Origin of the sequence: Mycobacterium sp. E2327, assembly GCF_001672675.1 — a bacterium.
In the GTDB taxonomy this organism is placed as follows: Bacteria; Actinomycetota; Actinomycetes; order Mycobacteriales; family Mycobacteriaceae; genus Mycobacterium.
The window spans coordinates 25721-38351 of record NZ_LZKE01000022.1; the positions used below are offsets into that span (position 1 = coordinate 25721).

General features: G+C 66.6%; 11 protein-coding genes. 7 read left to right on the forward strand and 4 right to left on the reverse strand.

Going from position 1 to position 12631, the window contains the following annotated elements; all coding sequences use genetic code 11:
- Position 1: 1 nt before the first annotated feature.
- Entirely contained in the window at positions 2–919 is a 918-nt protein-coding gene (locus A5712_RS02430; protein WP_068100800.1) for a DMT family transporter, read from the reverse strand.
- A gap of 138 nt (positions 920–1057) precedes the next feature.
- Entirely contained in the window at positions 1058–1927 is an 870-nt protein-coding gene (locus tag A5712_RS02435) for an oxidoreductase (RefSeq protein WP_068100855.1), read from the reverse strand.
- Positions 1928–2103: 176 nt separating this feature from the next.
- On the opposite strand from A5712_RS02435, the gene A5712_RS02440 reads away from it, so the two are divergent.
- A complete protein-coding gene (locus A5712_RS02440; protein ID WP_156766377.1) occupies positions 2104–3177 on the forward strand; it encodes a diacylglycerol kinase family protein in 1074 nt (357 codons plus the stop codon).
- A gap of 8 nt (positions 3178–3185) precedes the next feature.
- Here A5712_RS02440 and A5712_RS02445 read toward each other — a convergent pair whose 3' ends face one another.
- Positions 3186–3446, reverse strand: a complete 261-nt coding sequence (locus A5712_RS02445; protein ID WP_068100802.1) for a hypothetical protein — start codon at positions 3444–3446, stop codon at positions 3186–3188.
- A 561-nt stretch (positions 3447–4007) separates the two neighbouring features.
- Here A5712_RS02445 and A5712_RS02450 point away from each other — a divergent pair.
- From A5712_RS02450 to A5712_RS02470, 5 genes are all read left to right on the forward strand, one after another.
- Positions 4008–7268 carry a thioester reductase domain-containing protein gene (locus A5712_RS02450; protein WP_068100804.1) on the forward strand — a complete coding sequence of 1087 codons (3261 nt, stop codon included), beginning with the start codon at positions 4008–4010 and terminating at the stop codon, positions 7266–7268.
- A gap of 73 nt (positions 7269–7341) precedes the next feature.
- Positions 7342–8250, forward strand: coding sequence for a metal-dependent hydrolase (locus A5712_RS02455; protein WP_068100806.1), 909 nt, complete (start codon positions 7342–7344; stop codon positions 8248–8250).
- A gap of 19 nt (positions 8251–8269) precedes the next feature.
- Positions 8270–9175 (forward strand): alpha/beta fold hydrolase, encoded by a 906-nt coding sequence (locus tag A5712_RS02460; protein ID WP_068100808.1) that lies wholly within the window; start codon positions 8270–8272, stop codon positions 9173–9175.
- 10 nt (positions 9176–9185) lie between these two features.
- Positions 9186–10262 carry a PDR/VanB family oxidoreductase gene (locus tag A5712_RS02465; RefSeq protein ID WP_068100810.1) on the forward strand — a complete coding sequence of 359 codons (1077 nt, stop codon included), beginning with the start codon at positions 9186–9188 and terminating at the stop codon, positions 10260–10262.
- A gap of 88 nt (positions 10263–10350) precedes the next feature.
- Positions 10351–10566: a DUF3072 domain-containing protein gene (locus tag A5712_RS02470; protein ID WP_068100812.1), complete on the forward strand. Its 216-nt coding sequence runs from the start codon at positions 10351–10353 to the stop codon at positions 10564–10566.
- Here A5712_RS02470 and A5712_RS02475 read toward each other — a convergent pair.
- Complete coding sequence (locus tag A5712_RS02475; protein WP_068100814.1) at positions 10563–11570, reverse strand: YihY/virulence factor BrkB family protein; 1008 nt, start codon at positions 11568–11570, stop codon at positions 10563–10565. The genes A5712_RS02470 and A5712_RS02475 overlap by 4 nt on opposite strands.
- A 313-nt stretch (positions 11571–11883) precedes the next feature.
- Between A5712_RS02475 and A5712_RS02480 the strand changes: the two genes are divergently transcribed.
- Positions 11884–12576: a type 1 glutamine amidotransferase domain-containing protein gene (locus A5712_RS02480; protein WP_193376435.1), complete on the forward strand. Its 693-nt coding sequence runs from the start codon at positions 11884–11886 to the stop codon at positions 12574–12576.
- Positions 12577–12631 lie beyond the last annotated feature (55 nt).

The window sequence follows — 12631 nt, forward strand, 5'->3', positions numbered from 1 at the left end:
TTCAGGCTTGGGATGCCGCCTTCGGCCGGTCGGTGAGCTTCACGTCGCGCCCGGCGCCGGCCGCCATGGTCGCCGCCTCGCCCCGAGCCAGACCGATGGTCGCGACGATCACCACCACCGCAGCCACCGCCAGCAGTAACCAACCTGTGCCGTCGGCGTTCAAAGTCTCGGCCAGCACGGTGATTCCGAGCACGCCGGCCACGACGGGTTTAGCGACGATGATCGTCGGCAGCGACGCGGTGAGCGCTCCGGCGCGATAGGCCGATTGATGGATGATCATCCCGGCGACTCCGGTGAACAGCCAGGCATACAGCTCGGGCGTACGCCACAGGTCTCCCGCGTGGTGTTCGATGACGTCGACAACGCCCTTCATCAGCACCGAGAACACCGCCAGTAACGAGCCGGCCACCGCCGCCAACAGCAATGCCGCGGCCGGACGGTTCGACCAGATCCGGGCGCCCACCAAGAACAGCAACAGCGGCGGGCCCATCACGATCGCCACCACCAGCCAGGCTGCCAGCGAGCCGCGCTCCTGGCCACCCGCCGGTTGCCCGACCACGATCATGACCGCCAATGCCGCGGCCAGCACTATTGCCCACAGCCATTCGCCGCGGCTCACCCGATGGCGGGTCACCCGCGCGTAGATCGGCAGCGCGAACAGCAGCGCCGTCACCTGAAGCGACATCACCAACAGCACCGACCCCTCGTCGAGGGCCCAGGCCAGCAGAAGGTAACTCGAGATGTCGCCCAAACCGCCTAGCCACCAACGCTTGTCGCGCAGCAACATGCCGAACAGCGTCAGATGACCGACCTGTTCTTCGGTGACCTCCTGCGCGGAGCGCTGCCGGATCACATTGCCAACCGCGGATGCCAGCGCGGCGCACAGGGCGAGTAGCACCGCCAGGTTCGTATCCGACATGGCATAACCTCCTCACCCGAACTCGTTCGCCGTTAGCTGGCTCGCCGTAGCGGACCCGCGCAGCAAGCTGCTGACTGGCTACCCACAAATCTAACCGCGACTCGTGGGAGGGGCGCGTCGACGGCTGCGCGGTCAGCCTCAGAGCGGGAATTTCGTGCCGGTGAGCTGTTCGGACAGCTCCCAAAGCGCGGCGGCAGTGGTTGCGCGCCTGGCCGGCCAATTTCGCCAGGTCGGCTGGCTGCGGCCGTACAGGCCGAACCGAGGGCCGACGAATGTATCGCCCGCCAGGTCCTGCGATGCGGCGTACAACGTTTGCCGGGCACCGAAGTCGGCGTCGGTGGACACGAGGCGGTCGACGGCCAACACCGCCGCGTCGCCGAATTTGCGGCCGGAGTTGCCCTGCAGGTTCGTATGCGACCAACCGGGGTGCGCGGCCAGCGCACGCAGCGGAGAACCGACCGCATCCAGGCGCCGCTGCAGCTCGCTGGTGAACAGCAGGTTGGCCAGCTTCGACTGGCCGTAGGCCAGCCACGCCGAGTACGGCCGGGACTGCCAGTTCAGGTCTTTGCGGCTGATGTAGCCGATGTGATGCAGCAGCGAGGACACCGTCACCACGCGATCGGTCAGCCTGGGCAACAACAGGTTGGTCAGCGCGAAATGACCGAGGTGATTGGTGCCGATCTGGCCCTCGAACCCGTCGACGGTGACCGCGCGCTTGGTCGCCATGATGCCGGCGTTATTGACGAGTACGTCGACTTTGTCGACCTGGTCGGCAAAGTGTCGCACCGACGAGAGGTCTTGCAGGTCGAGCCGGCGCACCTCGACTTGGCCGGTCATTCGTGCGGCCGCGGCGTCACCCTTGTCGGTGTTGCGCACCGCCAGGATGACGTGGGCGCCGACCCGCGCCAACTCCCGCGCGGTCACCTCGCCCAGCCCGCCGCTGGCACCGGTGACGATGGCGGTGCGTCCCGAAAACGACGGCAGGTCCGCCGCGGTCCAACCTGACATGGCAGCCACCATAGCCGCGAAGCGGCAGGGGCCGTCCCGGGCAATGCTTTTGCTCCACCTTGACCGCGCGGAGATTCGCGTCGACTCGCCCACATCGCCATCGCGGGTATCGTCGCGAAGATGGCCAGCGAAATCCCAAGTACGCGTTCCGGCCGGCGTGAGTCGGGGAGCCCCAGATGTATCTAGGGGTCATCGTCAATCCGCTTGCGCGCAAGAACCGTGCCGCGCGCCACGATGTCGCCGCCGACATGCGCCGCATCGTCGGCCCGTGGGGCGAGGTGCACGAAACCACCTCGGTGGAGGAGCTGCGCAACACCGTCGGGCAGCTGTACCCGCGGGTCAGCCACCTGATCAGCGACGGCGGCGACGGTTCGCTGAACTGGTTGATCAACGAAACCCGGCACTGCGTCGACGATCCGGACCACTGGCCGGCGTTCGTGCCGAGCAATGGCGGCAGCGTCAACGCCGTCGCGCGCAAGGCGCGGGTGCGCGGCCGGCCCGAAGCGGTTTTGCGCGCGCTGGTCGCGGCGGCCGAGGCGAATCAGCCTCCGCCGGAAACGTTTCTGGACACCCTGGCGCTCGACGGCGAAACCGCGGACGGCGCAAAGTTTTACCGGCTCTGCTTTGGCCTGGCCGCCGGGGGTGTCGGTAACCGGTTCTACGACAAGTACTACGACAACCACACCCATGGCCGGGCGGACGTCGTTCGGGTGATGGCCCGCTCGTTCGGCGACTACCTGACCAACAAGGTGGTCCCCGGGCATTCGAACAAGTCCAACTATGCGACCCGCCTGTTCGCGCCGACGTGCGCGCGCGTGGTGATCGACGGCGTCGAGGTGCCTACGCGGACACACACATTGCTGCACGCCGGCGCGATCGACCTGCATATCGGCGCAGGTTTCCGGCTCTTCCCGAAAGCGTCTGAACCTGGCGCGCTGCACTTCCAAGCCGGGTACCTGCGGCCGTCGAGGATCATCGCGCACCTGCCTGCGGCGCTCCGCAACGGGACGCTTCCCGGTGATCGGGTGCGGGATGTCAACGGCGAAGAGATGATCATCGAGGCCGAGGACGAGCCGCTGTCGCCGATCATCGACGGCGAGCGTTTCGACGGCATCGTCCGGCTCGTCGCCCGCGCCGGACCCCGAATCCGCATCGCACAGGTCGGTCGCCAACTACCGGCCGCGCTCGACGCGTCGCCGCTGCGTGACGCGGTGGCACGCGGAATCGATTCGCGGCGTTTGGAATCCTGACGAGGGCGCTACCGCTTGGCCTGGATGGTGCGCGTGATCTGGGCCGCGAGTTTGGGGTCGTTGAGCAGTTGGTCGACGAGCGTGGCGAGCACCTCTTGCCCGGTGACGCGGGCGACGCCCAGCCGGTCGGCGGCCTCTCGCTGCCAGATGTCGAGAGCTCGATGCTGGGCGGGCGTGAGGTCAACCGTTCGTCGGGTGCGAGGATTACGGGTGCGCCCGACCGCGAAGCGATCGGTCGGCGCCGCGGCCATGCGGTCCGGGGTGCTCATGGGGACTCTCTCGTCGTAGCCGGTAGACAGTTGATCAGTAAGTCAGTTTCAGTATATCCGTAGATTCTGAGTCCTGCCCGGGCCGCTGTCGCCGCTCCGCCCATCTCGCCCACACGTCGAATTGCGGTCGTCATTCGGCTGGCCTTAGGCGTGTTGGAAAAGCAACTCCGCAATAGCGGCGAATTTGCAAAGGGGCCCTTTCTGGCCGGTTTATCAGAACGCTGTCATTGGTCGCCCGCACCCGGGCTGGGTCGTTGCGTACGGAACGTCGCGTGTCCGTAGGTCAGTATTCGCGTACCGCCGCTCCACCAGGGTTTATCGAGGAGGGAGGGCGCACTGAACTACTGAAACCAGTATCCGCATAAACAATTCCTGGCTCGCCGGAAAATGCCTCCGCTGTGGGATGCGTCACGCGTACCTGTGAAATCCGTGTGTGGCGTCGAAATGGCTTTGCGGGACATGGATTAACGGCGCTACCGTGGGTGAATTACGACGTAACCAGTTCTTCTTTTGATTTCGGCTTAAATCGGGCCACCAACCTGGAAGGGGAGTGACTCCGTGATGGAGACTCTGATCGACTACCTGCAGATGTGGGAAGCGCGGAAACCGGACCAGACCCTCTTCCGGTTCGTCGATGCCGACGGCCATGAGCTCGAGCACTACACATTCCGGAGCTTCGCGGAGCGGACGCGCGAGCTGGCCGCCTACCTGTCCACTGAAGCCGGGCTCCGGCCGGGAGATCGAGCACTGCTGGTCTACACGCCCGGTCTGGAGATGGTGGCCGCGTTCTACGCCTGCGCGCGCCTCGGCGTCATCGCCGTTCCGGTAAGCCCCCCGCTGCCAATGGCATTCGAGTCGGGACTGGCGAAGCTGAGCTTCATCGCCCGCGACTGCCAGGCGAAGGCGGTGCTGTCGACCAAGGAACTCGAGTCCGGCTTCCGTCAGCTGCTCAACCACCGGCAGGGGGCGATGCCGTGGCCGGACGCCGAGCGGCTTCCGGACCTCCCGTGGGTCGCGACCGACGGGACGCGCAACTTCGGCGGCGCCCCCGTTGGCGACACGCCCGGCCGGGTGCTCTTCCTGCAGTACACATCCGGTTCAACCAGCGATCCCAAGGGCGTGGTGGTGACCCACTCCAACGTCATCGCCAACGCGTCGGCCTTCCCCGACATCGAGGTGGCGGTGAGCTGGCTGCCGCAGCACCACGACATGGGTTTGATCTCCGCCTACCTGTTCATCGTGGTGCTCGGCGGGACTACGCACGGGATGTCACCGGAGGACTTCCTGAAGCGACCCGCATCCTGGCTGCGGCTCATCAGCGAGGTGCACGCCACCCGCACGCCCGCGCCGAACTTCGCGCTCGAGTACTGCCTGCGCGAGGACAAGCTTCCCGCGGCGGATCTCGAGGGCATCGATTTGAGCAGCCTCCAGTCATTGCTCATCGGGGCAGAGCCGTTGCGGGCCAAGACGTTTACCCGCTTCCGGGAGCGCTTCGCCCCCTACGGCCTGCGCCCCGATGCCGTCACCGGCAATTACGGCCTGGCCGAGAACACCCTGATCGTGTCCCTGCAGGGGCGCCAGACCCTGGCCGTGAACAAGCGGGCCCTGCAGCAGAACGTGGTGCGGGTCGAAAAGGCGCTGCCGGAGAACAACAATCAGGCCCGCCTGGTAAGCAGCGGCAAGCCGGTCGCCGGGAACGTGGTCCGCATCGTCGACCCCGAATCCCGCCAGGCGCTGGGCCAGGGCCGGGTCGGCGAGATCTGGGTGGACGGACCCTCCAAGGGGGGCGGCTACTGGCATCGCCCCGATGCCAGCGCGGAAACCTTCGGCGCGCGCATCGCCGGCGATGACGAGCACACCTATTTGCGGACGGGCGATCTCGGCTTCCTCTACGAGGGCGAGCTGTTCGTCTGCGGCCGGACCAAGGACCTGATCATCGTCCGCGGCGTCAACTGCTACCCGTCGGACATCGAGGCCGTCGTGGAACGATCCGCCCCGCAAGTCCGGCACGGCTGCGTCGCCGCATTCGCGGTCGAACGCGAGGAGTCCGAGGAGCAGGAAGCGCTGATCGTGGTCGCCGAGGTGCGGGATGGTAATGACCTCCCGGACGGCAAGGCCCTGGCGCGAGCGATCCGCCGGCACGGCCACATCGATCCGCACACGATCGTGTTCGCGCCGCCGCGCAGCATCCCGAAGACCACCTCGGGAAAGATCAGGCGCTCGCAGACCCGCCAGTTGTGGCTGGACGGCAAGCTGCCCGCGCTGGCGAGCTGGGTTAACCAGACGGCCCACCACACCCACAACGGGCCGGACGCCAGCGCGGGCCCCCTCGCACGCTTCCAAAACCTCATCGAGAGCTACGACCTCACCGGCTACGAAGATTGCTCCTTCGCCGATCTCGGGATCGACTCGCTGGCTCTGGCGGAGCTGCGCGCGGACCTACAGGCGCTACTGGAAGAGCACGGGGCGGGGGAGTTGGCCGAAGAGGTCAACACGCGCCTGCTTCAGCGCCTGACGGTCGCCGAGTTCTTCCGGCTCATGCGGCAATTCGGTGATCGGTCCGGGCAGCCCGTGGAGGCACTGCGGCAGGCGCTGGACCAGATCTCCGCCAGGTATGAGGCGCAGGAGATCGAGCAGATGCGCGCCGATGCGCGGCTGCCGCTGCCGGCGTTGCCGATCGCGCAATCGGGCCCGGCGAGCGACATCCTGCTCACCGGGGCGACCGGATTCCTGGGGCCGTTCTTGGTGAACAGCCTGCTGGGCCAGACTTCCTACACGATCCACGCGTTGGTCCGCGCCACGGACGCCGCCCACGGGCTGGACCGGATCGTCGCCTCGCTGCGCCGCGCCCAGCTGTGGTCCCCGGCTCTCGAAGCCGAGGTCCGGGCGCGGGTGCGAGTGATCTGCGGTGATCTCGCCCAGCCCCACCTGGGCATCGGTGAGGCGGCGTTCCGGCGACTGGCCGAAAGCGTCGACGCGATCGTCCACAACGGCGCCTTGGTCAACTACGTCAGGACCTACGACGCGCTGCGCGCGGCCAATGTGATTGGCACACATGAGCTTCTGCGCCTGGCGATGACCGCTCACCGCAAGACCTTCCACCTGGTCTCCAGCACGTTCATCTACGGCTGGAGCACCGAGCCGGTGGTCGGGGAGTGGGATGCCAACACCAAGATGAGCGGTCTGGACTTCGGCTACTCGCAGACCAAGTGGGTCGCCGAGCAGTTGGTCCTGGCAGCGCAGCGGCAAGGGCTCGACGTGCGCATCTTCCGGCCCTCGCTGATCTCGCCCACCCGCGCGGGTTTCGGCAGCGAGGACGACATCCTGGTGCGCCTGACCGCGTTCATGATCGAGCACGGGGTGGCCGTCAACGCGCTCAACCAGCTCAGCATGTTGCCGGCGGACCTCATCGCCGACCACATCGTCGCCCTGATGGACCTCCCCCCGGAGGCGGGCAGCGTCTTTAACATGACCGCGGATGACTACTACAACCTGACCGACATCACGCGGATCCTGTCGGAACGCTACGGCTACCGCTTCGACTACCACGACATCCCGTCCTTCACCGAGCAGCTAAACCGCCGGTGCACGCCGCGCGATCAGCTCTATCCGCTGGTCGATTTCCTCACCCGGTCGGCGGACAAGATCGCGGCGATGCGGGAAAAGCGTTACGACAACACCCAATACCGGCATGCTCGCACGCTGGCCAAGGTTCATCTGCGGGAGCCGGCCCTGACGAAGACGGTCGAGAACCTCGTGCGGTTCTTGCGTCAGGAGGGCCTGATCACCGAGGCTGAGGGGGAGGCGCAACGCAGTGCGTAGCGGCGATCGCAAGGGCGGCGAAGCCGGGCGCAGCGGGTCGCCGCGTAATGATCATGACGTTGGGGGGTCCACCATGTTCACGGTCGATGACCAGGCGACGGGCCCGCACGACGCATCCCTCGATCACGAGCGGATCGTTCTGCAGGCGCGTGACGTCGACTTCGACTGGGCCACGCTGCCGTTCTACTACGTGCCCAACGAGCCCTTCACCACCCACTTCTGCAACGTCCTGCACCTGCTGCTGCCGGCGGGCGAGGAGTTCATCGTCGAGGCGTTCAAGAGCACCCTGCCGCTGATCAAGGACGATCAGCTGCGGTTGGACGTGCAGGGATTCATCAGCCAGGAGGCGATGCACTCCCAGGCACACTCGGGGGTGCTCGGGCACTTCGCGGCCAAGGGCATCGACGTGACACCGTTCACCGACCAGATGGCCTGGCTGTTCCAGCGGCTCATCGGCGACCGGCCCCAGTGGAGCCGGCGGCGACGGGAAAGCTGGTTGCTCGAACGGGTTTCGATGGTGGCGGCCCTCGAGCACTACACCGCCATCCTGGGTGAATGGATCCTCGACACGCCGCAACATGACGCCTTGGGCACCGACCCGGTGATGCTGGATTTGCTGCGCTGGCACGGCGCGGAGGAAGTCGAACACAAGGCCGTCGCGTTCGACACCATGAAGCATCTGCGCGCGGGCTACTGGCGGCAGGTGCGCACCCAGCTACTGGTCACGCCGGCGCTGTTGTGGTTGTTCGTCCGCGGCGTCCGGTTCATGTACTCCGTCGACCCGAACCTGCCGCCGGGGACCAAACCGCGCTGGCGGGATTACTTCCGCGCGGCGCGACGCGGATTGGTACCCGGCCCATTTGAGTTCCTGGGCGTCATCGGCGCGTACTACCGGCCGAGCTTTCACCCTTCCCAACTGGGTGGCGTGGGACGTGCGGTCGACTACTTGGCCAGATCGCCCGCCGCGCGGGCGTCGCATTGAGCCCGCGGAGAACTCGAGCATGACCTATACCAGCACCGTGACCGCCTCCGACGGGGTGGCGCTCGCCGTGCACGCGCACACCGGGATCGACCCCGAGCGGCCGACCATATTGGCGATTCACGGTTACCCGGATAATCACCACGTATGGGACGGCGTCGCCTGGGGACTCGCCGACCGGTACAACTTCGTCGCGTTCGACGTGCGTGGCGCCGGCGAATCCTCAACGCCGGCAGATCGATCGGGGTATCACCTCAACCAGCTCGTCGATGACATCGACTCGGTGATCGACAGCCTGGGTGTCGACGAGGTCCACCTCCTGGCCCACGACTGGGGATCGATTCAGGGCTGGGCCGCGGTCACCGACGACACGGTGATGGGCAAAATCGCCTCGTTCACGTCGATCTCCGGGCCGCACCTGAACTACGCGGGCCGGTTCCTGCGCACGGCGCGCACGCCCCGCGCCGTGCCCGACGTCGTCAAACAGCTTCTGGCTTCGTCGTATATCTGGTTCTTTCTGTGCCCGGGCGCGCCCGAGATGGCGATCCGATCCCGGGCGACCGTGAAAGTCTTTGAGGCGGTGGAGCTTATCGGCCGCTCTCGGCGCCGCGGCCAACGGCGCGCGGCGTCGATCCGCTCGATCGATGACTACCTCAACGGGCTCAACCTGTACCGTGCCAACATGCCTGCACCGATCTTGGCGCCGCCGGAGAAGCTGCCGCAGACCGACGTCCCGGTGCAGGTGCTGGTGGCGCGCAAAGACTATTTCGTGACGCCCGCCCTGCAGCGGTTCACCGGCTCGATACCGCCCGAGGGCAGGATCGTCTCCATCGAGGGCGGCCACTGGGTGGTCGCCTCGCATCCCGACGTCGTCGCCCGGTATACGGGCGAGTGGGTCAAGCTGACCTCCGGTGTTCGGCAGGCATAGGAAATTGACCATGGCAGAGAGCATTTGGGCGAGCAGACCCGCCGACCTCTACGGCCGCCGCAAGCGCGACCGGAGCTACACGGCGTTGTGGGGTGTGGGTTCACTCTTCGGCGGCTTCGCGTCGGCGTCGCGATGGACGCCGTCGCAGATATCGCCGGTGCAGCGGACCATCACCGCGACGGTGATCAAACGTGAGCTTCTCACGCCCGACGTGGTCGCATTGACGTTGGCCGATCCCCAAGGCGGATTGCTGCCGTCCTGGACTCCCGGTGCGCACATCGACGTTCGGCTGCCCTCGGGTCGCCGCCGGCAGTATTCGCTGTGCGGTCCGCCCGAGCGGCGCACCGACTACCGCATCGCCGTGCGCCGGATCGCCGACGGCGGCGGCGGTTCCATCGAAATGCACGACGCGTTCGACGTGGGCGACACGTTGGAGTTCGAGGGCCCGCGCAACGCGTTCTATCTCGTCACCGACGAACGTGACATCTTGTTCATCATCGGCGGCATCGGGGTGACGCCCATCCTGCCGATGATCCGGCTGGCGCATCAGCACGGAATCAACTGGCGCGCAATCTATGCCGGCAGGCGACGCGACCACATGCCGCTGCTGGACGAGGTGCTGGCGGTGGACGCGGACCGGGTCACCGTCTGGGCCGACGACGAGCGGGGCCGCTTCCCGACCACCGACGAGCTCCTGGCCGGCGCCGGCCCGGCGACGGCCGTGTATATCTGCGCGCCGACCGCCGTGCTCGAAGCGGTTCGTGCGGCCCGGGACGCTCACGTCGACGCGCCACTGCACTACGAGCGGTTCAGCCCGCCGCCGGTTGTCGACGGTGTCCCGTTCGAACTCGAGTTGGCGCGATGCAATCGGGTGCTCAGCGTGCCGGCGAACCGGTCGGCGCTCGCCGTCATGCTCGACCGCGAACCGGCGACCGCGTATTCGTGCCAGCAAGGGTTCTGCGGGACATGCAAGGTCAAGGTGCTTGGGGGGCAGGTCGATCGCCGGGGCCGAACCGTGGAAGGCGACGACGAAATGCTGGTCTGCGTGTCGCGGGCGAAAAGCGACCGCGTGGTAATCGACGCCTGACGGCCGGCTACGACCCGGCGCCGAGCGCGATGGCGAACTTTCTCCGGCGACACGTTTCGAACACCCGTGCGATGGTTATCTCTAGTGCATGACTGACGACACGCAACAAGCCCCGCGCGAGAGTCCCGAGAAGGACAGGTCCGAGTGGGTAACTGGCGACGAGCCGATGACGGGACCCCAGCGCAGCTACCTACATACCCTGGCCCAGGAGGCCGGTCGCGACGTTCCCGACGACATGACGAAAGCGCAAGCCTCCGAGCTGATCGACGAATTGCAACAGCAGACGGGACGCGGCGCCGACTAGCCGGCGGGCCGGCTGCGGACGGTCGGCGTTTGTTCATCGCCTTCATTGCGGGTGAGGTCGCGGAATCGGACGCTGACTCGCTGAAACCCCTTCACCCGCTCGGCTTTTGCTCTCTTGGCGTAGGTCTTACGGTCGGCCTCGGTGAGATCCGCGTCCTCGGCGAACGGGGTGAGGAGCGCGCGCGGGTATAGCCGCTCCACGAGAACGACGTTGATCTCGGCGCACAGGACCAGTGTCGTCGAGACGAGGTACAAGAAGGCCAGCAGCCCCAGCACCAAAGCGAAGACGCTGTTGGTCGCGCTGGCGCTCTTGACCGTGTGCGCGACGTAGCCGGCGCCGAACCGCTGCAGGATCTGCCAAATCAACGCCGCCGCAAGCGCTCCCGGCCAGACCTGACGGTAGCTGAGCTGGCGGGCGGTGGTCACGCGAAACGCCACCAGGCAGATCAGCCCGTTGATGGCGATGGCGGCGAGCGTGAGGCCGAGTTTTCCGACGAAGCCCAGGGAGCCCGTGGCCTGGCCGATCGCGGACAGGACGGTGGACGCGACGGCAGCCGAACCGAGAACCAACAACAGCAGCGCGCTGCGCACGCGCGACAGGATTGGGTTGGGGCGCTTATTCCTTGGCACGGCCCACACCGAGTCCATCGCGTTTTGCACCGCCTGCCCGACGCCCAGGCCGCCATAGAGTGCGCCCACGATGCCGACGACCACCGCGACGGTCCCGCCGCTGAGCCCCTCGGGCTGATGCAATTGGCTTCCGATGACGGGGAATTGGCTCAACGTGCTGTGCAGCACCTGCTCCTGCAGGTCGGGGCGTCCGGCCAGAATCACCCCCAGCCCGGTCGTCAGCAGGAGCAGCAGTGGAAACAGCGACACGAACCCGTAGTAGGTGATCAAGGCGGACAGATAGCCGCCTTGGTCGTCCAGGTATTTGTAGATGACGGCGATGGTTACGCCGACGGGGCGGTTCCGCCGCTGCAGCCTGTCCAGCCAGCCGACCATACGTGCTCACTTCATTTCTCAAAGCCGACACCCAATCGATGGGATGACCAGGTCATACCCAGATTCTTGAGGGGTCAATCCACCGCCCTGGCTCTTCGCTGACTTCGTGCGGCACCACTGTTCGTGGACGCAGCGAGCCTGGGCTTGACGATGAACTTATTGCGTTGCCGCACAAGCGATTCCCGATCCGCCGCGTCGGCCTGCAACGACCATGCGCCGATTGCCGTCGGCTGCGGGACAACATAGACTTTTGCCGTCGGTATGCCCGCATGACTTCCCAGAGGCCCGCCGGCTCAAACGGAGGGATCGGCTGATGGCCAAAGTCCTGTTCGTCATGACCGCAACAAGCTTCTGGACGCTGAAGGACGGGACCAGGCACCCGACGGGTTACTGGGCGGAGGAGTTCGCCGCCCCGTACAGCGCGTTCAGCGGCGCCGGCCATGAAATCGTGGTGGCGACTCCCGGTGGCGTGGTGCCCTACGTGGACGTGATGAGCCTCCGTCCCTCGATGGCCGGCAGCGAGGAGATCGCCCGCCAGCTCGAAGAGATCCTGCGGTCCGCCGAAGAGTTGCGCAGGCCAATCGAACTGGCCGACGCCCGCCTGGACGACTACGACGCGGTGTATTACCCCGGCGGGCACGGTCCCATGGAGGACCTGTGGCGGGACGCCGACTCGGGCCGGCTGCTCACCGCCGCGCTCGCGTCGGGTAAGCCCCTCGCCATCGTGTGCCATGCGCCGGTCGCAATGCTGGCCACCCGGCGCAACGGCGTCTCGCCCTTCGCCGGCTACCGGGTCACCGCCTTCACCAACGACGAGGAGGACGGTGTCGGCTTGCGTGAGACGGCGCCCTGGACGGCCGAGGACGAATTGGTGAAGATGGGCGTCGACTTCGTCCGCGGCGAGATCTGGAAGCCTTTCACCGTCGTCGACCGAAACCTGTACACCGGGCAGAATCCCGCCTCGGCGGGGCCGCTCGCGCAGGAGTTGCTCAAAGTCCTCAAATAGGAAGTCCTCAATTGGGCGCGGCCGCGAGCGCTCGGCCGTCGACGTCGGAGTTCGG

Coding starts and splice junctions, on each gene's coding strand:
- A5712_RS02430 (WP_068100800.1), bottom strand. CDS start 919: ATGTCGGATACGAACCTGGCGGTGCTACTCGCCCTGTGCGCCGCGCTG.
- A5712_RS02435 (WP_068100855.1), bottom strand. CDS start 1,927: ATGTCAGGTTGGACCGCGGCGGACCTGCCGTCGTTTTCGGGACGCACC.
- A5712_RS02440 (WP_156766377.1), top strand. CDS start 2,104: ATGTATCTAGGGGTCATCGTCAATCCGCTTGCGCGCAAGAACCGTGCC.
- A5712_RS02445 (WP_068100802.1), bottom strand. CDS start 3,446: ATGAGCACCCCGGACCGCATGGCCGCGGCGCCGACCGATCGCTTCGCG.
- A5712_RS02450 (WP_068100804.1), top strand. CDS start 4,008: ATGGAGACTCTGATCGACTACCTGCAGATGTGGGAAGCGCGGAAACCG.
- A5712_RS02455 (WP_068100806.1), top strand. CDS start 7,342: ATGTTCACGGTCGATGACCAGGCGACGGGCCCGCACGACGCATCCCTC.
- A5712_RS02460 (WP_068100808.1), top strand. CDS start 8,270: ATGACCTATACCAGCACCGTGACCGCCTCCGACGGGGTGGCGCTCGCC.
- A5712_RS02465 (WP_068100810.1), top strand. CDS start 9,186: ATGGCAGAGAGCATTTGGGCGAGCAGACCCGCCGACCTCTACGGCCGC.
- A5712_RS02470 (WP_068100812.1), top strand. CDS start 10,351: ATGACTGACGACACGCAACAAGCCCCGCGCGAGAGTCCCGAGAAGGAC.
- A5712_RS02475 (WP_068100814.1), bottom strand. CDS start 11,570: ATGGTCGGCTGGCTGGACAGGCTGCAGCGGCGGAACCGCCCCGTCGGC.
- A5712_RS02480 (WP_193376435.1), top strand. CDS start 11,884: ATGGCCAAAGTCCTGTTCGTCATGACCGCAACAAGCTTCTGGACGCTG.